Below are 26,160 nucleotides of genomic sequence, written 5' to 3'. Positions count from 1 at the left end.
TGCCGCCCACGCTGACTGACAGGTAACCTCCAGCTCATGTCCCGCCATGTCGCGATCGTCACCGATTCAACGGCCTACCTGCCGCCACGGACGATGGAGCGCCACGGCATCACCGCGGTGCCCCTGACCGTGGTCCTCGGCGACCAGGCACTCGAAGAGGGCACCGAGATCTCGGCCCGTTCACTGGCCCAGGCGCTGCAGAAACGACGGTCCGTCACCACCTCCCGGCCCAGCCCCGAGGTGTTCGCCGAGACCTATCGCAGGGTCGCAGAGTCCGGCGCGACCGGCATCGTCTCGCTGCACCTGTCCGCGGAGTTCTCGGGCACGTACGACGCCGCTGTCCTGGCCGCGCGCGAGGCGCCGGTGCCCGTGCGGGTGGTGGACACCGGGATGGTCGCCATGGCCCTCGGCTTCTGTGCGCTGGCCGCGGCCGAGTCCGCCGAGGCGGGCGGCACGGTCGACGAGGCGGTCACCGCGGCGGAGAAACGGGCCGCGGGTACGTACGCGTACTTCTACGTGGACACCCTCGACTATCTGCGCCGGGGCGGCCGGATCGGGGCGGCGCAGGCGCTGCTCGGGTCGGCGCTGGCCGTGAAACCGCTGCTGCAACTGGACGGCGGACGCATCGAGCTCCTGGAGAAGGTGCGGACCGCGGGCAAGGCGATCGCCCGCCTGGAGGAGATCGTGGCCGAGCGGGCGGGCAGCGCGCAGGTCGACATCGCGGTCCATCATCTCGCCGCGCCCGAGCGGGCGGCGGCGCTCGCGGAGCGGTTGCGGGTTCGGGTGCCGGGGCTGGCCGATCTGCATGTGAGCGAGGTCGGGGCGGTGATCGGGGCGCACACCGGGCCCGGGTTGCTGGGGGCGGTTGTTTCGCCTCGGTGAGGTCGGACTGGCTCGTGTGGGTGACGGAGTTATCCACAACTGGGCGGTAATCCCCGGGAATTGAGCAAGATCATCGCGGTTCGGCGGTTGTGCCCGATTCTCGACGCATGGCACTTCGATCACCTTCACGGACAGCGACAGCAACCAGTGGGCCGGGCCGGGGCCCGGTCTCCGACAGCCGAACGCGGCACAGCCACCGCCGACACCACGACCACCACAACCGTCACCGCTATCGCGGCAGGTCCCGGCGCCGAGAAGCCTCCGCGGAGGCGCTGCGCCTGCGCGCGGAGACACTCTTCGCCGAACGGACGAGAGTGCGCGGGGAGTTGAGGCATGGCCCGCCGGTCTTGTCGGGGCGGGAGGGGTGGAGTCGTGGCGGCGGTGGTGTGGTCGCCGATGTTGAGACTGCCGTTGAGAGCGGTGCTGAAACTGGGGCTGGAATCGGAGCTGATGTCGAGGCCCGAGCCGGGGCCGTGTGGCGGGAGCGGGCCGGGCTCGCGGTCCGGGAGCGGATGCCCTTGTGGCTGCAGTCCAGGTGCGGGCTGGAGCGGAGGAGCGTGGTCGCGCTCACCGTGGTTCTCGTGGTCGCGGCCGTCTTCGCGGCGCAGCACTTCTGGTCGGGGCGGACCCAGCCGGTGCGGGCACCTGAAGTGGTGCGGGCTGTGGATTCGTACGGGGGAGAGGGCGAGGGCGGGCAGGAGGCGGCGGCCGGATCGTCCGCTGCCGCACGGGATCCTGTGGGCGTGGCCGGTACGGCAGGTGCTGCCGGTGCCGGTGCCGTGGTCGTGGTGGACGTCAGCGGCAAGGTGCGGGAACCCGGTCTCCAGCGGTTGCCGGCCGGTTCCCGGGTCGCCGATGCCCTCCGGGCGGCCGGCGGGGTGCGCCCAGGTACGGACACCGAGGGACTCAACCGAGCGCGGTTGCTCGTGGACGGTGAGCAGGTGGTGGTCGGAGCGCCTCCGGCTGTCGCCGGGCCCGGTGCGGCGGGCGGTCCTGGTGCCGCGGGCTCCGGCGGAGCCGCCGCGGGGGCTGCCGCCGCTCCGGTCGGCCTCAACACGGCAACGCTGGAACAGCTGGACACCTTGCCCGGCGTCGGCCCCGTACTGGCCCAGCACATCATCGACTACCGCACCCAGCACGGCGGCTTCCGCTCGGTCGACGAACTCCGCGAGGTGAACGGAATCGGCGACCGCCGTTTCGCGGATCTGCAGAATCTCGTACGGCCATGAGGGGCCCGGAGACACACGGTCCGGCGGGTCCGGCGGGACCCGTAGTGCGGCACGCCTCCTCGGCGCCCGGCGTGCTGAACGACGCTCAGCTGTCCGACGACCGCCGTCCGGGCGTGCATGCCACGTCCGGTAATCCGCTCGGTGCCGCGCATCCCCGCCAAGAGGCGCCGACGGACCTGCGGTTGGTGCCGCCGGCACTGGCGGCGTGGGCGACGGCGGCGTTGGCGCTGGACGCGCCGCCGGGGTGGGTCACCGGTGTGGTGATCGTCTGCGTGGTCGTGGCCGGTGGATTGTTGGCCACCGGCCGGAGCCGTGCGAGCGGTGAGCTACGGCCGCATCATCGGCCGGAGCCGGAGCCGGAGCCGGAGCCGGAGCCGGAGCCGGAGCCGGAGCCGGAGCCGGAGCCGGAGCCGGAGCCGGAGCCGGAGCCGGAGCGTGGGCGTGGGCGAGGTGGTGTGCCGCAGGGCAGCACGCGCAGAGGTCGATGGGGTTCGTGGCCGAAGGTGTCCGTCGCCGCTGTGCTGCTCTGTGTCGCGGCGGCGGCTGCCTCGGGCGGTTTGCACGGCGCGGACCTGCGGCGTGGCCCCGTCCCGGAGCTGGCGCGACAGTACGCCCAGGTGGCCGCCGAGGTGGAGGTCACCTCGGACCCACGGCTGACGCGTCCGCGGATCAAGGGCAACCACGCGGCTCCGACCGCCGTCCTGCTCAACGCCGAGGTCAGACGGGTCGAGAAGCCGGACGGGACGGTCGCGGAGACGCGAACGCCGGTGCTGCTGATCGTGGATGCGGGCGCGCGGGTGGCCCGTGAGCGGCAGGGCTCGCCCTGGCTCTCTCTCCTGCCCTCCACGAGGGTGCGTGTGACGGCGCGGGTCGTGCCTCCGCTCGGAGGCGGTGACCGGATCGCGGCGGTGCTGCGCGTCCGCGGCAGTGGCCCGCCGCGAGTGGTCGGGCAGCCGTCGGACACGCAGCGGTTCGCCGGAGAGCTGCGAGGCGGGCTGCGGGCGGCGACCGACGGCCTGGAGTCGGACGCACGGGCGCTGTTGCCGGGCCTGGTGGTGGGAGACACCTCACGGATCACACCGGAGCTGGACGAGGCGTTCAAGGCGACGGACCTCACACACATCCTGGCGGTGAGCGGCGCCAACTTCACGATCCTGCTGGCCCTGCTCATCGGGCCACCCGGTCGTGCCCAGCAGGCGGAGCGCCGAGGGCTGGCTCCGCGGCTCGGCATCCCACTGCGGGCGACCGCCCTGGCCGGCGGGGCGCTCACGCTCGGCTTCGTCATCGTGTGCCGGCCGGACCCGAGTGTGCTGCGAGCCGCGGCCTGCGGATCGATCGCGCTGCTGGCCATCGCGACCGGCCGCCGCCGATCGCTGATCCCGGCACTGGCCACGGCGGTTCTGCTGTTGGTGCTGTACGACCCCTGGCTCGCCCGGAGTTATGGGTTCCTGCTGTCCGTGCTCGCCACCGGCGCCCTGCTCACGCTGGCACCGCGGTGGAGTTCCGCGCTGCGGAGGCGCGGGGTGCCACCGCGGTTGGCCGAGGCTTTGGCGGCAGCGGGGGCCGCGCAGGCGGTGTGCGCGCCGGTGGTCGCCGTTCTCTCGGCCCGGGTGAGCCTGGTGGCGGTGCCGTGCAATCTGCTGGTGGAGTTCGCGGTCGCGCCGGCCACGGTCCTTGGCTTCGCGACCCTGGCCACGGCTCCCTGGGCGATGCCGGTCGCCAAGGCGCTGGCGTGGTGCGCGAGTTGGCCCGCCGGGTGGATCGCCGACATCGCCCGTGCGGGGGCCGCGCTGCCGGGCGGAGGAGTGGACTGGCCGGGCAGTTGGACGGGCGCGTTGCTGCTCGCCCTGGTGATCGCCGTCGTGGTGCTGGTCGGGCGCAGGCTCCTGAGACGCCCCTGGCTCAGCGCGGCCTGTGGAGTGCTGCTCCTGCTCGTGATGGTGCAGCCGCCTCCTCTCACCCGGGTGATCACGGGGTGGCCGCCGCCCGGCTGGCGGTTCGCGATGTGTGACGTGGGACAGGGCGACGCGATGGTCCTCGCGGCGGGCGACGGCACCGGGGTCGTGGTCGACGCGGGGCCGGACCCGACGCTGGCCGACCGGTGCCTGCGCGCGCTCGGCGTCACACGGATCCCGCTCGTCGTGCTGACCCACTTCCACGCGGACCACGTAGCCGGGTTGCCGGGCGTGCTGCGCGGGAGATCGGTGGGCGCGATCGAGACGACGGGCTTCGAAGAGCCGCTGGACCAGGCGGAGTCCGTCCACCGGCAGGCGGCGGCCCGGCGGATCCCGGTGACGCGGGCGGTGGCGGGGGAGCGGCGACGGACGGGTGGGCTCGACTGGCAGGTCCTGTGGCCGCCACCGAGTGGCGCCCCGGGACCCGAGGGGCCGAACGACGCGAGCGTCACCCTGCTCGTACGGTCGGCGGGGCTGACGCTGCTGATGCTCGGAGACCTCGAACCACCGGCACAACAGGCACTGCTGCGGTCCCCGGCGGGCGCCGGCCTGGGGAGCGTGGACGTGCTCAAGGTCGCCCACCACGGGTCGGCCTATCAGGATCCGGACCTCATACGCCGGGTGTCGCCGCGCCTCGCTCTGATCTCCTGCGGCGCCGACAATCCGTACGGGCACCCGGCGCCGAGCACGGTGGCGGCGCTTCGGGCCGGGGGTGCGGAGGTGCTGCGTACGGACGAGGACGGGGCGGTCGCCGTGGCAGGAGGCGGTGAGCGCCTGCTGGTGGCGGGAGACTGAGGGTATGAAACCCGCACAGGCTGATGCCTACCTCCGCCGTATCGGCGCCGCCCACCCCGCCTGGCCCACCGCCGACGTACTGCGTGAGCTCCAGTTGAGGCACCTGCTGACCGTGCCGTTCGAGAATCTCTCGATCCATCTCGGCGAGGAGATCGTGCTGGAGGAGGAGCGGCTGCTGGACAAAGTGGTGGGGTCCCGGAGGGGCGGTTTCTGTTACGAACTGAACGGGGCGTTCGGGATGTTGCTCGGGGCGCTGGGATTCGATGTGACATTTCTCGCGGCGCGTGTGTACGGGGAGGAGGAACGACTGGGGATTCCGTTCGACCATCTCGCGCTGCGGGTGCGGACGGTGGACGGGGGCGACTGGCTCGTCGACGTCGGATTCGGGGCCAACAGCCACTATCCGCTGGCTTTTGGGGAGCGGGGAGAGCAGGCGGATCCGGGTGGCGCGTTCCGGGTGATCGTGGCCGGGGCGGACCCGGCGGGGGTGCGAGGGAACGACAGGCGGTTCGGGGACCTGGACGTCGTGCGGGACGGCAGGGCGCAGTACCGGCTGGAGACCCGGCCGCGGGTGCTCGGGGACTGCGTGGCCGGAGCGTGGTGGCACAGCACCTCACCGGCCTCGCACTTCACGCAGTCGCTCGTCTGCTCGCGGCTCACCGAGGACGGCGGGCGCATCACGCTCAGCGGCCCCACTCTCACGGTCACGAACCCCGACGGCGGGAAGGAAGTCTCGGAACTGGCCACGGACGAGGAGGTGTTGACGGCGTATCGGGAGCGGTTCGGGATCGAGCTGGAACGCGTCCCGGTTGTCAGGAAAGGCTAATTCTCAGGGAAAGGCATTAACAGAGCTGCCAATTCGGGCTACTCGTGCGTAGTCCCAGCACATGTGCTGGATTCCTGCGATGTGGTCGTCTGTTGCCTCGAAAGTCGCATCAGTGGTCGAATACCTCCTCGGCAACGGTGATTTCACAACGTTCGTCTCGCGCGAGGGTGGGTCGCAATGTTCGGCAGCTGGCTGGGGAAGCGTTCGAATCGAACGCAACGGGCGGATCGTGTCGCCGCGGTGTCGATGCCGGCCGGGGCCGGCGTGCTCACCTGCCGGGTGCTGGATCCGGTCAACCAGCCTGTGCAGAATGCCGAGTTCGTGGTCACGGATACGGCCGGACGAAAAGTGGTCGGCGGGGGGCTGGATCCGTTCGGGTCGTTCACGGTGACGGTGCCGGCGGACGAGTACCGGCTCGCGGTGTCGGCCGAGGGGTACGCCCCGTTCCGGACGAAGGCCAGGGTGGAGGAGAACGGGCTGGCCTCGCTCGGCGAAGTGACGCTGCACGTCGCCCGGCCGACCGCACTGCCCCGGCCGGGGGACTGGGAGATCGAGCCGACGCACTCCACGATCGGGTTCACCGCCCGGCACATCGGGCTGGCCAAGGTGCGCGGCAGGTTCAACACGTTCGCGGGGGCGATACGGCTGGCGGAGCGTACCGAGCAGTCGGCCATGCATGTGGTGATCGACGCGTCGTCCATCGACACCAACGTGAAGATGCGGGACGACCATCTGAGGTCCGCGGACTTTCTGGACGTCGACCGGTTTCCGACGTTGGAGTTCTACAGCGACCGCTTCACGCACCGGGGTGGCAACCGGTGGGCGGTCACCGGGGCGCTGTCGCTGCACGGGGTGACGCGGACGGTCACGCTCGACACGGAGTATCTCGGTGTCGGCAACGGCATGGAGGGCGAGGTGCGGGCGGCCTGCCGGGCCAGCACCGAGCTGCGCCGCGACGACTTCACGGTGAGCTGGCAGACGATGCTCGCTCGGGGGATCGCGGTGGTCGGCCCGAGCATCACGGTCGACCTGGATGTACAGATCGTGCCCAAGGGCTGACGGGGCTGACGGGGCTGACAGGGCTGGCGGGGCTCGTGGGTCTGATGGGGCTGACAGGGCTCATGGGGCTGCCTGGTCTGCGGGTCTGCCCTGGTTGGTAGGTCTGACCTGGTGTTTTGAGGGTTGCCCGCCCTGGGCGCGGAGCGTTGTCCGCGTACCGGAAAATGGCCGGGTGAGCGATGTGAGACATGTACTGGTCCTGCCCGACCGCGATGCCGCGCACGAGGCGGCGGAGGCGCTCGGGGAGCGGTTCGCACTCGACGAGGAGCCGCAGCTCGTACGGGACGCCCTGGCCGGTGAGGACGACGCCGAGGACGCGCAGTGGCTGCTGGTCCTGCGGGACTCGGAGGGGCGGCTCGATGCGGGGGAGCTGGACGAGTTCGCGGGGGAGTGGGACGGGTGGCGCGAGGAGCCGTAGGGCGCGGTCGCGGGTGAGGACCGGCTCGGCAGCCGCCGTCGCATGACCGGGGGCTTGGCCTTTGGCGGGCGGGCCTCCGTGCGGGCGGCGGGCCTCAGCGCGGTCGACGGCTTGCCCTCCAGTTGCCTGTCTCCCGCTGGTGTCGGGTCGCCCTTCGACTGTCTGCCTCCCGCTGGCGTCGGGTCGCCCTTCGGCTGACGGTCCACCCCATGGCGGGCGTCCACCCCCACGGTCCTGCCCTTGGCGGCCGGCCACCTCGTGGGCGGAGTTCGTTGTCAGTGGTGCGTGGGATGCTTGGCGCGATGGCCAGGAACTCTGCACAGGACAACCCGCTCGCCCCCGTCACGATCGCCGTCGGGCAGGAGGATCTCCTGCTCGACCGCGCCGTTCGGGAGGTCGTGGTCGCCGCGCGGGCCGCCGACGCGGACACGGATGTACGGGACCTCACGTCGGACCAGTTGCAGCCGGGCACGCTCGCCGAGCTGACCAGTCCGTCGCTCTTCGCGGAGCGCAAGGTCGTCGTGGTGCGCAACGCCCACGATCTGTCGGCCGACACGATCAAGGACGTGAAGGCGTATCTGGGCGCTCCCGCCGAGGAGATCACGCTCGTGCTGTTGCACGCGGGGGCGGCCAAGGGCAAGGGGCTGCTCGATGCCGCGCGCAAGGCGGGTGCGCGGGAGGTCGCCTGCCCCAAGATGACGAAGCCGGCGGATCGGCTGGCCTTCGTGAAGAGCGAGTTCCGGGCGCTGGGGCGGTCCGCCACGCCTGAGGCCTGCCAGGCCCTTGTCGACTCCATCGGGAGCGATCTGCGGGAGCTGGCGTCCGCCGTGACGCAGCTCGTCTCCGACATCGAGGGGACGATCGACGAGGCCGTCGTCGGGCGGTACTACACGGGGCGGGCCGAGGCCTCCAGCTTCACGGTGGCGGATCGGGCGGTCGAGGGGCGGGCGGCGGAGGCGTTGGAGGCTCTGCGGTGGTCTCTGTCGACCGGGGTCGCGCCTGTGATGATCACCAGTGCGTTGGCGCAGGGGGTGCGGGCGATCGGGAAGCTGTCGTCGGCTCGTGGGGGGCGGCCTGCTGATCTTGCTCGGGAGCTGGGGATGCCGCCTTGGAAGATTGATCGGGTTCGGCAGCAGATGCGGGGGTGGACTCCGGATGGGGTTTCTGTTGCGCTTCGGGCGGTTGCGGAGGCTGATGCGGGGGTGAAGGGCGGGGGGGACGATCCCGAGTACGCGCTTGAGAAGGCCGTCGTCGCCATTGCCCGGGCGGCTCGCGCGCGCCGCGGATAGCTGCCGCCAGGCCTTTTCTCGCCCCCGCCGCCCCTACCCATTCCCGTCCCTTTCTGGGGGCTCCGCCCCCAGGCCCCCGCAATCGCGCTGCCGCGCTCGTCCTCAAACGCCGGACGGGCTGAAGAGTGCAGGCCACGCCCCCAGCGGACCGCCCCCCACACGCCAAAAGCCCCGGCCCTCCCCCTGGGGAAGGGGGAGAGACCGGGGCCTCGGATTGTGCGGGGGACTCGTACCCGCGTGGCGAACGCAGATCGCGTACGAGTCGGGGTGCCGGTCGGGAGCGGATTAGAGAGGGCCCGCTCAGGTCCTTCCGGCGGTCAAATCAAGTGAGTTCAGCCCTTGAGGGTGGAGACCTTGGAAGCAAGCGCCGACTTCTTGTTGGCGGCCTGGTTCTTGTGGATGACGCCCTTCGAGACAGCCTTGTCCAGCTTGCGCGAAGCCTCGCGCGCGGCCTCCGTGGCCTTCTCGACGTCACCCGCGGCAGCAGCCTCACGGGCCTTGCGGATCGCGGTCTTCAGCGAAGACTTGACGGCCTTGTTGCGCAGCCGAGCCTTCTCGTTGGTCTTGATCCGCTTGATCTGGGACTTGATGTTCGCCACGAATGAGCCTTCTCAGGTTCTGGCACGCGAGAAACGAGAACGGGAAACGAAACACGCCCCACCCACACGCCTCACGCGCCGTTTGGTTTCTTGAGGATGTGCCTCCTGCAGAGAGGGCATGAGACACAGCTGTTCAGGCTACCAGCCACCGCACGAGTGGCCCAAACCGGTCGCACGCCCCCGCCCGTGGGACCATGGAGCCTACGTATCGATCCGACCCGAGGCGACAGGCGCCTCAAGAGACAGGACCCTGCGTGCCCGCGACCCCTAACAATGTGCCCGAGCCGAGCCGTACCGCCCCGGCGCTGCTCCGCAATTTCTGCATCATCGCGCACATCGACCACGGCAAGTCCACGCTCGCCGACCGGATGCTCCAGCTGACCGGCGTGGTCGATCAGCGGCAGATGCGCGCTCAGTACCTCGACCGCATGGACATCGAGCGCGAGCGCGGCATCACGATCAAGTCCCAGGCGGTCCGGCTGCCCTGGGCCCCGACCGAGGATCCGGGCAAGACCCACATCCTCAACATGATCGACACCCCCGGGCACGTGGACTTCACGTATGAGGTGTCCCGGTCGCTCGCCGCCTGCGAGGGGACCGTTCTCCTCGTGGACGCCGCCCAGGGCATCGAGGCGCAGACTCTCGCCAACCTCTACCTGGCGATGGAGAACGACCTCAAGATCATCCCCGTACTGAACAAGATCGACCTGCCGGCCGCCCAGCCCGAGAAGTTCTCCGAGGAGCTCGCCAACCTCATCGGCTGCCAGCCCGAGGACGTGCTCAAGGTCTCGGCGAAGACCGGCATGGGTGTGGACGCGCTCCTGGACCGGGTCGTCCGTGATGTCCCGGCCCCGGTCGGGGTCGCCGACGCGCCCGCCCGCGCGATGATCTTCGACTCCGTCTACGACTCGTACCGGGGCGTGGTCACGTACGTCCGTGTCATCGACGGGCAGCTCAACAAGCGCGAGCGCATCAAGATGATGTCGACCGGTGCCACGCACGAGCTTCTTGAGATCGGCGTCTCGTCCCCCGAGATGACGCCGGCCGACGGCATCGGCGTCGGCGAGGTGGGCTACATCATCACCGGCGTGAAGGACGTCCGTCAGTCCAAGGTCGGTGACACGATCACCAGCAAGGACAAGGGCGCCACCGAGGCCCTCGGCGGGTACAAGGACCCCAAGCCGATGGTCTTCTCGGGTCTGTATCCGCTGGACGGTTCCGATTACCCCGACCTGCGCGAGGCGCTGGACAAGCTCCAGCTCAACGACGCCGCCCTGGTCTACGAGCCGGAGACCTCCGCGGCCCTCGGCTTCGGCTTCCGTGTCGGCTTCCTCGGCCTGCTGCACCTCGATGTCATCCGTGAGCGCCTGGAGCGCGAGTTCAACCTCGAACTCATTGCCACCGCGCCCAACGTGGTCTACCGCGTGATCATGGAGGACGGGAAGGAGCACACGGTCACCAACCCGAGTGAGTTCCCCGAGGGCAAGATCGACAAGGTCTTCGAGCCGGTCGTCCGGGCCACGATCCTCGCGCCCAGCGAGTTCATCGGCTCGATCATGGAGCTCTGCCAGACCCGCCGCGGCACCCTCCTCGGCATGGACTATCTGTCGGAGGACCGGGTCGAGATCCGCTACACGCTTCCCCTCGCCGAGATCGTCTTCGACTTCTTCGACAACCTGAAGTCCAAGACCCGCGGGTACGCCTCCCTGGACTACGAGCCCACCGGCGAGCAGGACGCCTCGCTGGTGAAGGTCGACATCCTGCTGCACGGCGACCGCGTCGACGCCTTCTCCGCCGTCACGCACAAGGACGCGGCGTACGCGTACGGAGTGCGGCTCGTCGCCAAGCTGCGCGAGCTCATCCCGCGCCAGGCCTTCGAGATCCCCATCCAGGCGGCCATCGGGTCCCGGGTCATCGCCCGCGAGACCATCCGTGCCATCCGGAAGGACGTCCTCGCCAAGTGCTACGGCGGTGACATCTCCCGTAAGCGGAAGCTGCTGGAGAAGCAGAAGGAAGGCAAGAAGCGGATGAAGATGGTGGGCTCTGTGGAGGTTCCGCAAGAGGCCTTCATCGCCGTTCTGTCCAGCGACGACGCGGCCGGCTCGGGCAAGGGCAAGAAGTAGCCGCCGGCCCGGTCGTCGGACGGCCGCGGAATCACGGGCCCGTCGCGCTTTCGCGCGGCGGGCCCGCCGCGTCAACGGACTGCCGCGTTCCGCCCACGCTCTGTAGGAAGTGACAGCACGCCGCCCCTTACGCACCGGGCGGACGGGCTTTACTCTGATCACCACTCGTTGGTTACTCGTGAGTTAAACAACGAGTGCGCTGAGCCAGTCGCCAGTGAGTCACCAGCACCAGCCTGCCCCTGAGCCAACTGTCAGAGCCAACCGCAATCAGCCAGCCACACGCACTGTCGCGGGCCCCGGAGGATGTCGTGAGCGACACACAGACCCTGATCGAGAACCGTCCGCCGTCCGTGGCGGCCCTCTTCCTGGAGCGCGTGGCGGCGACGCCGGACGCGGAGGCGTACCGCTACCCGGTGCCGCCCGCCTCGGGCGAGGGCCCGGACGACTGGAAGTCCCTCACCTGGGCGCAGGCGGCCGACCGGGTCTACGCGATCGCGGCCGGTCTGATCGAGCTGGGGGTACAGCCGGAGCAGCGCGTCGCGCTCGCCTCCTCGACCCGCGTCGAGTGGATCCTCGCCGACCTCGGCATCATGTGCGCGGGCGCGGCGACGACCACCGTGTACCCGCAGACGAACGCCGAGGAATCGGCCTTCATCCTGGCCGACTCCGAGAGCAAGGTGCTGATCGCGGAGGACGCGGCGCAGCTCGCCAAGGCCCGGGACAAGCGCGGTGACCTGCCCGAGCTCACCCATGTCGTCGTGATCGACTCGGCGGGTGTGGAGTCCAGCGAGTGGGTCCTTACGCTCGCCGAGCTGGAGACCCGTGGCGCCGCGTACCTGGAGAAGAACCCCGACCTGATCAAGGAGAAGGTCGGGGCGATCACCAAGGAGCAGCTGGCCACCCTCATCTACACCTCCGGCACCACGGGCCGCCCCAAGGGCGTCCGGCTGCCGCACGACAACTGGTCGTACATGGCGAAGGCCATCGCCGCGACCGGTCTGGTCGGCCAGGAGGACGTCCAGTACCTGTGGCTGCCGCTCGCGCACGTCTTCGGCAAGGTGCTCACGTCCGGCCAGATCGAGGTCGGACACGTCACCGCGGTCGACGGCCGCGTCGACAAGATCATCGAGAACCTGCCGGTCGTGCAGCCGACGTACATGGCTGCCGTGCCCCGCATTTTCGAGAAGGTCTACAACGGGGTCGCGGCGAAGGCGCGGGCGGGCGGCGGCGCAAAGTACAAGATCTTCCAGTGGGCGGCCGGCGTCTCCCGCGAGTACGCGAAGGCCACGCAGGACAACTTCCGCCGCACCGGCACCGCCTCCGCGCCCTTCGGCCTCTCGGCCAAGCACAAGGTCGCCGACGCGCTCGTCTACGCCAAGATCCGCGAGGCCTTCGGCGGCAACCTGCGCGCCTGCGTCTCCGGCTCGGCGGCCCTCGCGCCCGAGATCGGCTTCTTCTTCGCGGGCGCCGGCATCCACATCCTGGAGGGGTACGGGCTCACGGAGTCGTCCGCCGCCTCCTTCGTGAACCCCGGCGAGGCGTACCGCACGGGCACGGTCGGCAAGCCGCTGCCCGGCACCGAGGTGCGTATCGCGGACGACGGCGAGATCCTGCTGCGCGGCCCCGGCATCATGGAGGGCTACCACGGGCTGCCGGAGAAGACCGCCGAGGTGCTGGAGTCCGACGGCTGGTTCCACACCGGCGACATCGGCGAGCTGTCCCCCGACGGCTATCTGCGCATCACGGACCGCAAGAAGGACCTCATCAAGACCTCGGGCGGCAAGTACATCGCGCCCGCCGAGGTCGAGGGCCAGTTCAAGGCCGTCTGCCCGTACGTCTCCAACATCCTCGTGCACGGCGCCGACCGGAACTTCTGCACCGCGCTCATCTCCCTCGACGAGCCGTCGATCCTCGGCTGGGCCGCGGACAACGGCCTGTCGGGCAAGTCGTACGCCGAGGTCGTCGCCGCCCCCGCGACGGTCGAGCTCATCGACGGTTACGTCAAGACGCTCAACGAGGGCCTCCAGCGCTGGCAGACCATCAAGAAGTTCAAGCTCCTCCCGCGCGACCTCGACATCGAGCACGGCGAACTGACACCGAGCCTGAAGCTGAAGCGCCCGGTCGTTGAGCGGGAGTACAAGCACTTGATCGACGAGATGTACGCGGGGTCGCGCGAGGCCTAGCCGCGCGAAGGGTGATGGGGGGCGGGGTCACAGACCCCGCCCCCTTCGCATTTCGCGGAGCAGGTCCTCCATGTGGCGTATGTGGTGGCGCAGTTCGAGGACGTCGTTGAGGTCGCTGGTCGCCATGTGGGTCTCGATCGCGCGCAGGCGGTCGGCGAGTTCGTCGAACTGCGCCTGCTCGCGGGCGAGCATCCGCTCCAACTGCCGGTTCTTGCGGTGCAGATCGAGGAAGACGGTCACCTTGGCACGCAGCACCCAGGGGTCGAACGGCTTGGTGAGATAGTCGGCGGCCCCGGTCGCGTACCCGCGGAACGCGTAGCCCGCGTCGGAGTCCGTGCCGGTCAGGAAGATGATCGGGACGTCCTTGGTCTGGTCGAGCCGCTTGATGTTCGCGGCCGTCTCGAAGCCGTCCATGCCCGGCATCCGGATGTCGAGCAGAACGACGGCGAACCGCTGCCGCAGCAGCGCCTTCATCGCCTCCTCGCCCGAACGGGCGCGTACGAGCGGTTCGTTGAGGGACCCCAGGACGGCCTCCAGCGCGATCAGGTTGTCCTCCATGTCGTCCACGAGGAGGATGCTGGCGCGCTCGTCGGTCGATGCCTCAGTGCTCATGGTGATTGACTGCCTGCCTCATTGGGTCGCCGGCGGGACGGTGGGCTCCTCCGATGCGACGGACTCGGGCGCACCGGAACCGACGGGTTCCGCCGCACCGGTCGCGACGGAGAGGCCCTGCTCCTCGGCATCCGTGCTCTCGGGGTCCAGGAGCGCACAGACGACGGTCAGTAGCTGATCGACGTCCACCGGCTTGGGTACGTAGTCGTTCGCACCGCGCGCGATGGACTTCTCACGGTCGCCCGGCATCGCCTTGGCGGTGAGGGCGACGATGGGAAGTCCGGCCCAGCGCGGGGTGCGGCGGATGGCGGAGATGGTCTCGTAGCCGTCCATCTCCGGCATCATGATGTCCATCAGTACGAGCTGGACATCGGGGTTGCGCTCCAGTGTCTCGATGCCCTCGCGCCCGTTCTCCGCGTACAGGACGGGCATCCCGACCCGGCCCAGTACGTGGGTGAGCGCGAAGACGTTGCGGATGTCGTCGTCCACGATCAACACCCGCCGCCCGGGCAGGACTTGACCCGCCCGCCCGGCCTTCCACGCCTCCAGTTTGGTGGGTGCCGGCCAGCTGTCGTCCTGGTCGTGGACGGTGTAGGGCTCGGAGGACAGCTGCTCGGGCATGGGGACGGTCCGTTCCTCGGCGCCCGGCTCGGTCGCCGAGTGCCCGGGGCTGACGACCGGCACGTACAGCGTGAAGGTGGAACCCCTGCCGGGCATGCTCTCGGCGATGATGCGACCGCCCAGCAGGCCCGCGATCTCCCGGCTGATGGACAGACCGAGGCCCGTGCCGCCGTACTTGCGGTTCGTCGTGCCGTCGGCCTGCTGGAACGCCTCGAAGATCACCGGGAGTTTCTCCGGGGCGATGCCGATGCCGGTGTCGGAGACCGCGAAGGCGATCACATGGTCGCTCTTCTCACGGGTGTAGCGGTGCTCTGTGTCCTTGACGCGGCTGACGCGCAGCTCGACCCGGCCCGTCGCGGTGAACTTGATCGCGTTCGAGAGCAGGTTGCGCAGGATCTGCTGGAGCCGCTGCTCGTCCGAGTACATCTCGCGCGGTACGTCCTCGCCGACCGACACCTCGAAGGCGAGCCCACGGTCCAGCGTGAGCGGCCGGAACGTGGCGTGGACGTAGTCGAGCAGCTTGATCAGCGGCAGCTTCTTCGGGCGTACGTCCATCCGGCCGGCCTCGATCTTCGACAGGTCGAGGATGTCGTTGATCAGCTGGAGCAGGTCGGAGCCCGAGCGGTGGATCGTCGTCGCGAACTGCACCTCCTGGTCCGAGAGATGACCGTCCGGGTTGTCGGAGAGCAGCCGGGCCAGGATCAGCAGCGAGTTGAGGGGGGTGCGCAGCTCGTGCGACATGTTCGCCAGGAACTCCGACTTGTACTGGGAGCTGGTCGCCAACAGGGCCGCCTTCTCCTCCAGTTCGGCGTTGGAGCGCTGCAACTCGGCCTGCTGCATCTGGAGTTCGTCCGAGCGTTCCTGCAGCTGCATGGCCAGGCGCTGCGACTCGCCGAGCAGAGACTCCGTACGGGAGTTGGCGATGATGGTGTTGATCGCGACGGCGATGGTGTTCACGAACTGGTCGAAGAACGCCAGGTGCACGTCGGAGAAGCGGGAGAACGAGGCCAGCTCGATCACTCCGAGGAGCTTGTCCTCGAAGAGGATCGGGATGATGACCACGCTGGCGGGGGCCGCCTCCCCGAGCCCGCTGTTGATCTTGATGTAGTCCGGCGGGGCCTCCTCGACGAGGATCCGCTTCTTCTCGCGGGCCGCCTGCTGGACCAGGCCGTGCACCGGGAGGCCGCCCGTCTCGACCGTGGCGCCCTGTGCCGAGCCGTACCCGGCGATGAACGCCAGTCCCTTCGTGGGAACGGCTGTGCGCAGGGAGGCGCTCTCCTCGTCCGGGTCGGCCAGGAAGAACGCGCCGTACTGGGCGTTCACCAGCGGGGTCAGCTCGCGCAGGAGCAGGTCGGCGACCTCCATCAGGTCGCGGTGGCCCTGCATCAGCGCGGCCAGCCGGGCCAGGTTGGACTCCAGCCAGTCCTTCGCTCGGGTGGTCTCGCGGAGGTTGGACACCATCAGGTTGATGTTGTCCTTGAGCTCGGCGACCTCGCCCTGTGTCTCCACGGTGATCGAGCGGGACATGTCGCCCTGGGCCACCGCGGACGCCACCTCGGCGATCGCGCGGACCTGGGTGGTGAGGTTGGACGCCAGCTCGTTCACGTTCGTCGTCAGGCGCTTCCAGGTGCCGTACACACCCTCCACCCGTGCCTGGCCGCCGAGTTGGCCCTCGGATCCGACCTCGCGGGCCACGCGGGTGACCTCGGAGGAGAAGGAGGAGAGCGTGTCGACCATCGTGTTGATCGCCGTCTTCAGCTCCAGGATCTCGCCGCGCGCGTCGACGTCGATCTTCTTGGAGAGGTCGCCGTTGGCCACGGCCGTGGTGACCTGGGCGATGTTGCGGACCTGTGAAGTCAGGTTGTCTGCCATGTAGTTGACGTTGTCCGTCAGGTCCCGCCAGACGCCGGACACACCGAGGACCTGGGCGCGGCCACCGAGCCGTCCGTCGGTGCCGACCTCGCGGGCCACGCGGGTCACCTCGTCGGCGAAGGCGCGCAGCTGCTCCACCATCGTGTTGACGGTGTCCTTCAGCTCCAGGATCTCGCCGCGTGCGTCGACCGTGATCTTCTTGCCGAGGTTGCCGTTGGCCACGGCGGTCGTCACCTGCGCGATGTTCCGCACCTGTGAAGTCAGGTTCAGGGCCATGAAGTTGACGTTGTCGGTGAGGTCCTTCCAGACGCCGGACACGCCCCGCACTTGAGCCTGGCCGCCGAGGTTTCCCTCGGTGCCGACCTCGCGGGCGACGCGGGTGACTTCGTCGGCGAAGGCGGAGAGCTGGTCGACCATCGTGTTGATGGTGGACTTCAGCTCCAGGATCTCGCCCTTGGCCTCCACCGTGATCTTCTTGCCGAGGTCGCCCTGGGCCACGGCGGTGGAGACGAGCGCGATGTTGCGGACCTGTGAAGTCAGGTTGTCCGCCATGAAGTTGACGTTGTCGGTGAGGTCCTTCCAGACGCCGGACACGCCCCGCACCTGCGCGCGCCCGCCCAGGTTTCCCTCCGTACCCACCTCGCGGGCGACGCGGGTGACCTCGTCGGCGAAGGCGGAGAGCTGGTCGACCATCGTGTTGATCGTCGACTTCAGCTCCAGGATCTCGCCCTGCGCGTCGACCGTGATCTTCTGGCTCAGGTCGCCGTTGGCGACGGCGGTGGTGACCTGGGCGATGTTCCGTACCTGCGAAGTCAGGTTCGAGGCCATGAAGTTGACGTTGTCCGTCAGGTCCTTCCAGACCCCGGACACACCGCGGACCTGGGCCCGGCCGCCCAACTGGCCCTCCGTACCCACCTCGCGGGCCACGCGCGTGACCTCGTCGGCGAAGGCCGAGAGCTGGTCGACCATCGTGTTCACGGTCAGCTTCAGTTCCAGCAGCTCACCGGTCGCCTCGACCGTCACCGTGCGGGTCAGGTCGCCGCGCGCCACCGCCGTGGTGACCAGGGCGATGTCACGGACCTGGGCGGTCAGCCGGGACGCCATCGTGTTCACGGCCTCGGTCACGTCCCGCCAACTGCCCGACAGGCCAGTCACCTTGGCGCGGCCGCCCAGCCGCCCCTCCGTGCCGACCTCACGGGCCACCCGGGTCACCTCGCCGGTGAACAGGGACAGCTGATCGACCATCTTGTTGACCGTCCGGCCCAACCGGCGCAGATCGCCCCGCAGTTGACGGTTGCCGTCGTGCAGGTCGACGCGCTGGGTCAGGTCGCCGCCCGCCACCGCGTCGAGCACACGGGTCGCGTTGGCGGCCGGTGCCACCAGCGCGTCCAGCAGCTGGTTCACGTCGTTGACCCGGGTCGTCCAGTGTCCCTGGCCCGGGCTCGCGGACAGCCGCTCGTCGAGCCGGCCGTGGCGGACGAGCTCCCGGCGGACGCGCTGCACCTCGGAGTTGAAGTGCAGGCTGCGGTCCAGGATCTGGTTGAACACAGTGACCAGCTCGGCCGCCAGCCCGTGGCCCGATTCGGGCACTTTGCTGAAGTCGCCGTCTCGGGCGGCGGTCATGGCGGCGAGCAGAGGACGCAGATCTGATGCCCGAATCTGTCCGTCTTCGAGCACATGCGTAGCACTGTTCTCACTCATGGTGGCCCAACTTCGGTAACTCGGCGCTTATGGGCGTGGCCAGTCTGTCACTCTGTCCGCATCGCCTGAGGCGTATTCGTCCGAACTGCTCAGGGAGCCGCACAGTGGGGCCCATACCGACGCAACGGGAGTCCATGTCCCGTGCTCCTGGTGCGCCAGAGCGCCCGCGGGCGGTGGCACGTACGTCCTTACCGGGCAACCCTCTCGCGCCGGGCGCCGCCCGTCGGTTCGTCCGCACAGCGCTCGCCGAATGGACCGAACTCGCCCTGCCCGGCGCCGAGTTCATCACCGATCTGCTCGTCGCCGACGCCATGGTGGTCGTCAGTGAACTCGTTACGAACGCGGTGGTGCACGCCGGTACGGACGTGGAGCTGCTGTGCCGGCTCGGCCGTTGCTCGGAGGACTGCCCGGCAGCCGCCGGAACCGCACGAGCGTTCCCCTCGCACGACGGCTCGGGCCGCGACACACACGACGGCTCGGGCAGCAACGCGGGCGACGACAGGCACGGCGGCCCGGGCGGCGAATCCAAGCCAGGGCCCGGCCCCGATTCCGGCGTCCTCGTCATAGAGGTCTCGGATCACCACCCCGCGCGCGTGGTGCGCGACGACGGGGCCGAGCGGCCGTACGACATCGTCGAGTACGGCCGGGGCCTGCACCTGGTCTCCGCGCTCTCCGACGCCTGGGGCATCACCTACCGCACCGGCGTCAAGACCGTATGGGCACGCCTGCCCGTCGACGGGACCGCGGCCGTCGAGCAGGAGGAGGCCGAGGCGTACGACGGCGAACACGCGCTGCGGCGCGGGCAGCGGGCCGCCGAGATCCTCGCCCCCGCACCCCGCCGCGGCATGCAGGACCAGGACTGGCGCAGCCGCGGCGTCCTCTCCTTCCTCGCCGAGGCCTCCGACCTGCTCGCCGGGCAGCTCGACGAGGACCTCGTCGCCGCGCTCACCGGGCAGCTGCTCGTCCCGCGGCTCGCCGACTGGTGCGCGGTGTGGCTGGAGGACGAGGCCCCGGGCCGCTCCGACGGGGGTGTCGTCGGCGGGCCACGGCTCGCCCGCGTCTGGCACGGCAGCGAGAACCGCATCGAGGAACTGCGCCGGCTCCTGGAGAAGGACCCGCCCGAGCTGCCCGAATCGGACCGCGCCGGGCCCGTACCCGTGCCGTGGCCCGCCGAGGCGCTGGGAGCGCGCGCGACCGGCGGATCGGCACTCGCGTTCCGGCTGATCGCGGGCGGCAGACCGCTCGGCACGCTGGTCATCGGCCGGGCCGGACAGACCCGCTTCCCCGACGAGATCACGGGGCTCGTCGAGGACCTCAGCCGCCGCGTCGCGCTCGCCATCGGCGCGGCCCGGCAGTACGCGCGCCAGGCCACCATCAGCCGCGTACTGCAGCGCGGGCTGCTGCCCGGGGCGGTCGCCGAGATCCCCGGCGTACGCAGCGCGCTCGTCTACGAACCGTGCGACAAGGGCGGACCCAGCGGGGACTTCTACGATCTCTTCCCCGCCGGGGACGGCCGCTGGTGCTTCGCCCTCGGCGACGTACAGGGCAAGGGGCCCGAGGCGGCCGTGGTGATCGGCCTCGCCCGGCCGTGGCTGCGGCTCCTCGCCCGGGAGGGCTACGAGGTGCCCGACGTACTCGACCGCCTCAACCAGCTGCTCCTCGACGACGCGACCGAGGCCGCCGACGCGGCCGCCCGGGCCCTGGTGTCCGCGGGCGGCACCGGGCTCGCCGACGAGGGGCCGCAGACCCGCTTCCTCTCCCTCCTCTACGGCGAGCTGGTGCCCTTCGACGGCGGAGTGCACTGCACGGTCGCCTCCGCCGGACACCCCCTGCCGTTGCTCCTGCAACCGTCCGGGAAGGTCGGCGAGGTGGCCCAGCCGCAGACCCTCCTCGGCGTCTTCGAGGACGCCAGCTACCTCTGCGGGACCTTCGAGCTGCGCCCCGGCGACAGCCTCCTGTGCGTCACGGACGGCGTGACCGAGCGCCGCAGCGGGCACCGGCAGTTCGACGACGACGACGGCCTCGCCGCCGCGCTCACCGGGTGCGCGGGTCTGAGCGCCGAGCTGATCGCCGAACGGATCCGCCGGCTGGTCCACGAGTTCGGCGGCAAGCCGCCGGAGGACGACCTGGCGCTGCTGGTGCTGCAGGCGGAATAGGCGGCCCCAGAGAGGGCTGGGCGGGGAGTGCCGAAGGTGCTGGACAATGGAGTACATGCCTTCCGCACTTCCCGACGGCGAGCCCGTCCCCGACGACGGGGCGCTCCCCGCGCACGCCCTGGCCGGCGCGGCCGACCGTCCGCTCGGGTTCTACCTCCACGTCCCGTACTGCGCGACCCGCTGCGGCTACTGCGACTTCAACACGTACACGGCGACGGAGCTGCGCGGCTCGGGGGGCGTCCTCGCCTCCCGCGACAACTACGCCTCGACCCTGATCGACGAGATCCGCCTGGCCCGCAAGGTCCTCGGCGACGACCCGCGGCCCGTCCGCACGGTCTTCGTCGGTGGCGGTACGCCGACACTCCTGCCCGCCGACGATCTCGTACGGATGCTGGGGGCGATCCGGGACGAGTTCGGGCTCGCGGCGGACGCGGAGATCACGACGGAGGCGAACCCGGAGTCGGTGGACCCGGCGTATCTCGCCGCGCTGCGGGAGGGCGGGTTCAACCGCGTCTCCTTCGGCATGCAGAGCGCGCGGCAGCACGTGCTCAAGGTCCTTGACCGCACCCACACCCCCGGCCGGCCCGAGGCCTGTGTCGCCGAGGCCCGCGCGGCCGGGTTCGACCACGTCAACCTCGACCTCATCTACGGCACGCCCGGTGAGAGCGACGACGACTGGCGGGCCTCGCTCGACGCGGCCATCGGCGCCGGGCCCGACCACGTGTCGGCGTACGCCCTGATCGTCGAAGAGGGCACTCAGCTCGCTCGCCGCATCCGGCGCGGCGAGGTGCCCATGACCGACGACGACGTCCACGCCGACCGGTACCTCATCGCCGAGGACCGCCTCTCCGCGGCGGGCTTCTCCTGGTACGAGGTCTCCAACTGGGCCAGGTCCGACGCCGGGCGCTGCCTTCACAACGAGCTGTACTGGCGGGGGGCCGACTGGTGGGGGGCCGGGCCCGGGGCGCACTCCCATGTGGGGGGTGTTCGCTGGTGGAACGTAAAACATCCGGGGGCGTATGCGGGGGCCCTGGCGGCGGGGAGGTCGCCCGGGGCGGGGCGGGAGCTTCTGTCCGAGGAGGACCGGCGGGTGGAGCGGATCCTGCTGGAGTTGCGGCTCCTTGAGGGGGTTCCGCTGGCGCTGCTCCACGCGGATGGGCTTGCGGCGTCTCGGAGGGCGCTGGCGGATGGCCTGCTCCAGGCTGGGCCGTACGAGGCCGGGAGTGCGGTGCTTACCCTGCGGGGGCGGTTGCTGGCGGATGGGGTGGTGCGTGACCTGGTGGACTGACGCCGGGTTTCCTCGCCCCCGCCGCCCCTACCCGTCCCGTCCCTGGGGGCTGCCGCCCCCAGACCCCCGCTATCGCGCTGAACGCGCTCGTCCTCAATCGCCGGACGGGCTGAGAGGTGGGCGGGGGCTGACGGGGGTGGGTGGGTTGCTCGTGGGTGGGTGGGGAGATCGGCCTGAACGGCCTCGTCCTCAAGCGCCGGACGGGCTGGGTGGTGGGGCTTGCGGGGTGAAATGCGTGCGGGTGAGTCGTGGCTGGACTGCGCAGTTCCCCGCGCCCCTGAAAACCTAGGGGCGCGGGGAACTGCGCAGTCTTTTGGGGGTTCGGGGGCGGAGCCCCTGAGTAGTGACGGGAATGGGTAGGGGCGGCGGGGGCGAGAAAAGCCCCCAAGGCCGCCCCGCTCACTCCGGTGCCGTGACGAAGTCGATCAGTTCTTCCACTCGGCCCAGGAGCTCCGGCTCAAGGTCTCGGTAGGAGCGGACCGAGCCGAGGATCCGCTGCCAGGCGGCACCCGTGTTGTCGGGCCAGCCCAGGGCCCGGCACACCCCCGTCTTCCAGTCCTGCCCCCGCGGCACACGGGGCCAGCCGGGGATGCCCACGGACGCCGGCTTCACGGCCTCCCAGACGTCGATGTACGGATGCCCCACGACAAGCGCGTACTCGCTCGTCACGGCCTCCGCGATCCGCGACTCCTTCGTGCCGGGCACGAGATGGTCGACCAGCACCCCGAGCCGCGCATCCGCCCCGGGATCGAACTCCGCGACGATGGCGGGCAGATCGTCGATGCCCTCCAGGTACTCGACGACGACGCCCTCGATCCGGAGGTCGTCGCCCCAGACCCGTTCGACCAGTTCCGCGTCGTGCCGCCCCTCGACGTAGATGCGCCCCGCCCGGGCGACCCGTGCCCGGGCCCCGGGCACGGCAACCGAACCGGAAGCCGTACGACTGGGGCGTACGGGTGCGGACGACGGGCGCACCAGAGTCACCACGCGCCCCTCCAGCAGGAACCCGCGGGGCTCCAGCGGAAACACCCGGTGCTTGCCGAAGCGGTCCTCCAGGGTGACCGTCCCCGCCTCGCAGCGGATCACGGCACCGCAGAACCCGGTCCCGGGCTCCTCGACCACGAGCCCCGGCTCCGCCGCCACCTCGGGCACGGGCTTGGGCTTCTTCCACGGAGGGGTCAGGTCCGCTGAGTACTGGCGCATTCGGATGACGATAGGAGAAGGCCCCCGCCCGCCGCACCGAGCCCCCCTGCGACACGCCGACAGCCCGCCCAGGACGCTCCGACGAGCGACCCGCGACAGACTCGCGAGCGTCCTGCGGCAGGCTCACGAGCATCCTGCGACGCGCCCACGAGCTCCCTACGACACGCCGAAACGCCGTGCCAGCGCGTCCCGTTGGGCCCGTACGAAGCCGGCGTCGACCGCCGCCCCGTGGCCGGGCACGTACACGGCGTCCTCGCCCCCGAGGGCCAGCAGCCGGTCCAGGGCGGCGGGCCAGCGGGTGGGGACGGCGTCGGGGCCCGCCTGGGGTTCGCCGGACTCCTCGACGAGATCACCGCAGAAGACGATCTCCGGAGAGCCCATATGGGGGCCGCGGCCGGGGGCTCCAGGGCTTCCGGGGACCAGGACCGCCAGGTCGTGGCCGGTGTGGCCGGGGCCCACGTTCGCCAGCAGGACCTGTACTCCGCCGCCCAGGTCGAGCGTCCACTCGCCGGAGACGGGATGCCGGGGGCGGACGAGGAGGTCCGCCGCCTCGGCCGCCTCGTCCGGGTCGGCGCCGTTGCGGACGGCGTCCGCCCGCAGCTCGTCCCGTCCGTCGGCGAGCACCCGCTCAAGGCCGACCGCCCCGAAGACCTCGACCCCCGCGAACGCCGCCGCGCCGAAGACATGATCGAAGTGCGGGTGGGTGAGCGCGAGATGGGTGACCCGCCCGCCCCCGAGCAACCGTTGCGCCTCCGTACGCAGCCGCGCGCCCTCCCGCAACCCCGACCCCGCGTCGATCATGAGCGCCGCACCCTCGCCCACCACGAGCCCCACCGTGCAGTCCCACACCGGAAGCCGGCAGCGCCCCACACGCGGACCCAGTTCCTCCCACCCGGCCTCTTCCCAAGTCACCCTCATACGCCGACGCTAGCTCCAGGCCCCGTGAAGTGCGCGGACAGTAGTCGGGACAGAGCGGGACAGCCCCGTACACGTCGTCGTGACATCGCAGGGCCGCCCTTGCCCGGGGCGCACCTACCGGCCGTACACTTGGCCCGGGGATGCTGGCACTCGCGCACGCTGAGTGCCAGGCAAGGCGATCGAGGACGATCGAGGACCGCATCGAGACCGCATCGAAGACCGCGGGGAAGACCAGCTGGAGGTGTGCGCGATGCTCAGTGAACGCAGGCTCGAAGTGCTGCGCGCCATCGTCCAGGACTACGTGGGCACCGAGGAGCCGGTCGGTTCCAAGGCCCTCACGGAGCGCCACCGGCTGGGCGTCTCCCCGGCGACCGTCCGTAACGACATGGCCGTGCTCGAGGACGAGGGCTACATCGCCCAGCCGCACACCAGCGCAGGCCGCATCCCCACGGACAAGGGCTACCGCCTCTTCGTCGACAGACTCGCGGGCGTCAAGCCGATGACCGCGCCGGAGCGGCGGGCGATCCACAGCTTCCTCGACAACGCCGTCGATCTCGACGACGTCGTGGGGCGGACCGTCCGGCTCCTCGCGCAGCTCACGCGGCAGGTCGCCGTCGTGCAGTACCCGTCGCTCACCCGCTCGACCGTGCGTCATGTGGAGCTGCTGTCGCTGGCCCCGGCCCGCGTCATGCTCGTACTGATCACGGACACCGGCCGGGTCGAGCAGCGCATGGTGGACTGCCCGGCGCCCTTCGGGGAGGCCTCTGTGGCCGATCTACGCGCGCGGCTCAACAGCCGGATCGCGGGCCGCCGTTTCGCGGACGTCCCGCAGCTGGTGCAGGATCTCCCCGACGCTTTCGAGTCGGACGACCGGGGTACGGTCGCGACGGTGCTCTCCACCCTCATGGAGACCCTCGTCGAGGAGACCGAGGAGCGGCTGATGATCGGCGGCACCGCCAATCTGACCCGCTTCGGACATGACTTTCCCCTCACCATCCGTCCCGTCCTCGAGGCACTTGAGGAGCAGGTCGTTCTCCTCAAACTCCTTGGTGAGGTCAATGATTCGGGCATGGCCGTACGGATCGGTCACGAGAACGCCCATGAGGGACTCAACTCCACGTCCGTCGTCTCGGTCGGCTACGGTTCGGGCGGCGAGGCAGTAGCAAAACTTGGCGTGGTCGGCCCGACGCGCATGGATTACCCCGGAACGATGGGAGCGGTACGAGCGGTGGCACGGTACGTAGGACAGATCCTGGCGGAGTCGTAAGTGGCCACGGACTACTACGCCGTACTCGGCGTGCGCCGCGACGCGTCCCAGGACGAGATCAAGAAGGCATTCCGGCGGCTCGCTCGCGAGCTGCATCCGGACGTCAATCCCGATCCGAAGACGCAAGAGCGCTTCAAGGAGATCAACGCCGCTTACGAGGTGTTGTCGGACCCGCAGAAGAAGCAGGTCTACGACCTCGGCGGTGACCCGCTGTCCCAGGCGGGCGGCCAGGGCGCGGGCGGCTTCGGCGCCGGCGGGTTCGGGAACTTCTCGGACATCATGGACGCCTTCTTCGGCACGGCGTCGCAGCGGGGCCCGCGGTCGCGCACGCGGCGCGGCCAGGACGCGATGATCCGGCTGGAGATCGACCTCGACGAGGCGGCCTTCGGCACCACGAAGGACATCCAGGTCGACACGGCCGTCGTGTGTACGACGTGCAGTGGCGAGGGCGCCGCGCCCGGCACCTCCGCGCAGACCTGCGACATGTGCCGCGGTCGCGGTGAGGTGTCCCAGGTCACGCGGTCCTTCCTGGGCCAGGTCATGACGTCCCGGCCGTGTCCGCAGTGCCAGGGGTTCGGGACGGTCGTTCCGACGCCGTGCCCCGAGTGCGCCGGTGACGGGCGGGTCCGCTCGCGTCGGACCCTGACCGTGAAGATTCCCGCCGGTGTCGACAACGGCACGCGGATCCAGCTCGCGGGTGAGGGTGAGGTCGGGCCCGGTGGTGGTCCCGCCGGTGACCTGTACGTCGAGATCCACGAGGTCGCGCACTCCACCTTCCAGCGGCGCGGTGACGACCTGCACTGCACGGTCACCATCCCGATGACCGCGGCCTCCCTCGGCACCAAGGTGCCGCTGGAGACGCTCGACGGGATGGAGGAGGTCGACATCCGTCCGGGCACGCAGTCCGGGCAGTCGATTCCGTTGCACGGGCGGGGCATCACGCACCTTCGTGGTGGCGGGCGTGGTGATCTCATCGTGCATGTCGAGGTCATGACGCCGACCAAGCTTGATCCCGAGCAGGAACGGCTGCTGCGCGAGCTCGCGCAGCTTCGGGGGAGGAGCGGCCCACGGGTCAGTTTCAACCCGGGCAGCAGGGGCTGTTCTCCAGACTGAAGGACGCGTTCAACGGGCGATGAGGGTTTGCGCTGGGGGTTTGTTTCGCCC

At 70.3% G+C, this 26,160-nt stretch carries 17 protein-coding genes and 1 pseudogene; 13 read left to right on the top strand and 5 right to left on the bottom strand.

Going from position 1 to position 26,160, the window contains the following annotated elements; all coding sequences use genetic code 11:
• Window positions 1-36 precede the first annotated feature (36 nt).
• From ACN20J_RS17680 to holA, 7 genes are all read left to right on the top strand, one after another.
• Window positions 37-882 carry a DegV family protein gene (locus ACN20J_RS17680; protein ID WP_055610571.1) on the top strand — a complete coding sequence of 282 codons (846 nt, stop codon included), beginning with the start codon at window positions 37-39 and terminating at the stop codon, window positions 880-882.
• Between the two features lie 107 nt (window positions 883-989).
• Window positions 990-2,111, top strand: coding sequence for a helix-hairpin-helix domain-containing protein (locus ACN20J_RS17675; RefSeq protein ID WP_419666279.1), 1,122 nt, complete (start codon window positions 990-992; stop codon window positions 2,109-2,111).
• Between the two features lie 113 nt (window positions 2,112-2,224).
• Window positions 2,225-4,861 carry a ComEC/Rec2 family competence protein gene (locus tag ACN20J_RS17670; protein ID WP_419668902.1) on the top strand — a complete coding sequence of 879 codons (2,637 nt, stop codon included), beginning with the start codon at window positions 2,225-2,227 and terminating at the stop codon, window positions 4,859-4,861.
• Window positions 4,862-4,865: 4 nt separating this feature from the next.
• The gene (locus tag ACN20J_RS17665; protein WP_189837890.1) at window positions 4,866-5,687 is read left to right on the top strand and encodes an arylamine N-acetyltransferase family protein; all 822 of its coding nucleotides are present in this window, start codon (window positions 4,866-4,868) and stop codon (window positions 5,685-5,687) included.
• A 177-nt stretch (window positions 5,688-5,864) separates the two neighbouring features.
• Window positions 5,865-6,746 (top strand): YceI family protein, encoded by an 882-nt coding sequence (locus ACN20J_RS17660; protein WP_419666278.1) that lies wholly within the window; start codon window positions 5,865-5,867, stop codon window positions 6,744-6,746.
• Window positions 6,747-6,918: 172 nt separating this feature from the next.
• Window positions 6,919-7,164, top strand: a complete 246-nt coding sequence (locus tag ACN20J_RS17655) for a hypothetical protein (protein WP_189837892.1) — start codon at window positions 6,919-6,921, stop codon at window positions 7,162-7,164.
• Between the two features lie 302 nt (window positions 7,165-7,466).
• The gene (holA, locus tag ACN20J_RS17650) at window positions 7,467-8,453 is read left to right on the top strand and encodes a DNA polymerase III subunit delta (protein ID WP_189837893.1); all 987 of its coding nucleotides are present in this window, start codon (window positions 7,467-7,469) and stop codon (window positions 8,451-8,453) included.
• Between the two features lie 332 nt (window positions 8,454-8,785).
• Here the strand turns inward: holA and rpsT are convergent, their stop codons facing one another.
• Window positions 8,786-9,052 (bottom strand): 30S ribosomal protein S20, encoded by a 267-nt coding sequence (gene rpsT, locus ACN20J_RS17645; RefSeq protein WP_055615123.1) that lies wholly within the window; start codon window positions 9,050-9,052, stop codon window positions 8,786-8,788.
• 254 nt (window positions 9,053-9,306) lie between these two features.
• Here rpsT and lepA point away from each other — a divergent pair, with 254 nt between their 5' ends.
• Both lepA and ACN20J_RS17635 read left to right on the top strand, forming a co-directional pair.
• A complete protein-coding gene (lepA, locus tag ACN20J_RS17640; protein ID WP_055615122.1) occupies window positions 9,307-11,175 on the top strand; it encodes a translation elongation factor 4 in 1,869 nt (622 codons plus the stop codon).
• Window positions 11,176-11,483: 308 nt separating this feature from the next.
• Window positions 11,484-13,358: an AMP-dependent synthetase/ligase gene (locus tag ACN20J_RS17635; RefSeq protein WP_361899159.1), complete on the top strand. Its 1,875-nt coding sequence runs from the start codon at window positions 11,484-11,486 to the stop codon at window positions 13,356-13,358.
• Between the two features lie 27 nt (window positions 13,359-13,385).
• Here ACN20J_RS17635 and ACN20J_RS17630 read toward each other — a convergent pair whose 3' ends face one another.
• Together ACN20J_RS17630 and ACN20J_RS17625 are read right to left on the bottom strand one after the other, a co-directional pair.
• Window positions 13,386-13,970 carry a response regulator gene (locus ACN20J_RS17630; protein WP_189837895.1) on the bottom strand — a complete coding sequence of 195 codons (585 nt, stop codon included), beginning with the start codon at window positions 13,968-13,970 and terminating at the stop codon, window positions 13,386-13,388.
• An 18-nt stretch (window positions 13,971-13,988) separates the two neighbouring features.
• A complete protein-coding gene (locus ACN20J_RS17625) occupies window positions 13,989-18,086 on the bottom strand; it encodes a HAMP domain-containing protein (RefSeq protein WP_361919584.1) in 4,098 nt (1,365 codons plus the stop codon).
• Window positions 18,087-18,298: 212 nt separating this feature from the next.
• Between ACN20J_RS17625 and ACN20J_RS17620 the strand changes: the two genes are divergently transcribed.
• Both ACN20J_RS17620 and hemW read left to right on the top strand, forming a co-directional pair.
• Window positions 18,299-20,320 (top strand): SpoIIE family protein phosphatase, encoded by a 2,022-nt coding sequence (locus tag ACN20J_RS17620; RefSeq protein WP_419666277.1) that lies wholly within the window; start codon window positions 18,299-18,301, stop codon window positions 20,318-20,320.
• A gap of 55 nt (window positions 20,321-20,375) precedes the next feature.
• The gene (hemW, locus tag ACN20J_RS17615) at window positions 20,376-21,608 is read left to right on the top strand and encodes a radical SAM family heme chaperone HemW (protein WP_419666276.1); all 1,233 of its coding nucleotides are present in this window, start codon (window positions 20,376-20,378) and stop codon (window positions 21,606-21,608) included.
• A 399-nt stretch (window positions 21,609-22,007) separates the two neighbouring features.
• Here hemW and ACN20J_RS17610 read toward each other — a convergent pair whose 3' ends face one another.
• Both ACN20J_RS17610 and ACN20J_RS17605 read right to left on the bottom strand, forming a co-directional pair.
• Window positions 22,008-22,811 carry a DUF3097 domain-containing protein gene (locus tag ACN20J_RS17610; RefSeq protein WP_361923509.1) on the bottom strand — a complete coding sequence of 268 codons (804 nt, stop codon included), beginning with the start codon at window positions 22,809-22,811 and terminating at the stop codon, window positions 22,008-22,010.
• A gap of 156 nt (window positions 22,812-22,967) precedes the next feature.
• Complete coding sequence (locus tag ACN20J_RS17605; protein WP_419666275.1) at window positions 22,968-23,729, bottom strand: MBL fold metallo-hydrolase; 762 nt, start codon at window positions 23,727-23,729, stop codon at window positions 22,968-22,970.
• Between the two features lie 250 nt (window positions 23,730-23,979).
• On the opposite strand from ACN20J_RS17605, the gene hrcA reads away from it, so the two are divergent.
• On the top strand, window positions 23,980-24,996 hold the full coding sequence (hrcA, locus tag ACN20J_RS17600) for a heat-inducible transcriptional repressor HrcA (protein ID WP_189837900.1): 1,017 nt from the start codon (window positions 23,980-23,982) through the stop codon (window positions 24,994-24,996).
• A pseudogene (gene dnaJ, locus ACN20J_RS17595) lies at window positions 24,997-26,132 on the top strand (molecular chaperone DnaJ).
• Window positions 26,133-26,160 lie beyond the last annotated feature (28 nt).

The sequence above is a fragment of the Streptomyces sp. 2-1 genome (genome assembly GCF_048564895.1).
Classification (GTDB): Bacteria; Actinomycetota; Actinomycetes; order Streptomycetales; family Streptomycetaceae; genus Streptomyces; species Streptomyces phaeochromogenes.
The sequence above is the reverse complement of the archived record's forward strand: the minus strand, read 5'-3'. Positions and strand labels throughout refer to the sequence as shown.

Excerpts from the sequence above, each read along its gene's own strand:
- ACN20J_RS17680 (WP_055610571.1), top strand. The coding sequence starts at position 37 with ATGTCCCGCCATGTCGCGATCGTCACCGATTCAACGGCCTACCTGCCG.
- ACN20J_RS17675 (WP_419666279.1), top strand. The coding sequence starts at position 990 with ATGGCACTTCGATCACCTTCACGGACAGCGACAGCAACCAGTGGGCCG.
- ACN20J_RS17665 (WP_189837890.1), top strand. The coding sequence starts at position 4,866 with ATGAAACCCGCACAGGCTGATGCCTACCTCCGCCGTATCGGCGCCGCC.
- ACN20J_RS17660 (WP_419666278.1), top strand. The coding sequence starts at position 5,865 with ATGTTCGGCAGCTGGCTGGGGAAGCGTTCGAATCGAACGCAACGGGCG.
- holA (WP_189837893.1), top strand. The coding sequence starts at position 7,467 with ATGGCCAGGAACTCTGCACAGGACAACCCGCTCGCCCCCGTCACGATC.
- ACN20J_RS17630 (WP_189837895.1), bottom strand. The coding sequence starts at position 13,970 with ATGAGCACTGAGGCATCGACCGACGAGCGCGCCAGCATCCTCCTCGTG.
- ACN20J_RS17625 (WP_361919584.1), bottom strand. The coding sequence starts at position 18,086 with ATGACCGCCGCCCGAGACGGCGACTTCAGCAAAGTGCCCGAATCGGGC.
- ACN20J_RS17620 (WP_419666277.1), top strand. The coding sequence starts at position 18,299 with ATGTCCCGTGCTCCTGGTGCGCCAGAGCGCCCGCGGGCGGTGGCACGT.
- hemW (WP_419666276.1), top strand. The coding sequence starts at position 20,376 with ATGCCTTCCGCACTTCCCGACGGCGAGCCCGTCCCCGACGACGGGGCG.
- ACN20J_RS17610 (WP_361923509.1), bottom strand. The coding sequence starts at position 22,811 with ATGCGCCAGTACTCAGCGGACCTGACCCCTCCGTGGAAGAAGCCCAAG.
- ACN20J_RS17605 (WP_419666275.1), bottom strand. The coding sequence starts at position 23,729 with ATGAGGGTGACTTGGGAAGAGGCCGGGTGGGAGGAACTGGGTCCGCGT.
- hrcA (WP_189837900.1), top strand. The coding sequence starts at position 23,980 with ATGCTCAGTGAACGCAGGCTCGAAGTGCTGCGCGCCATCGTCCAGGAC.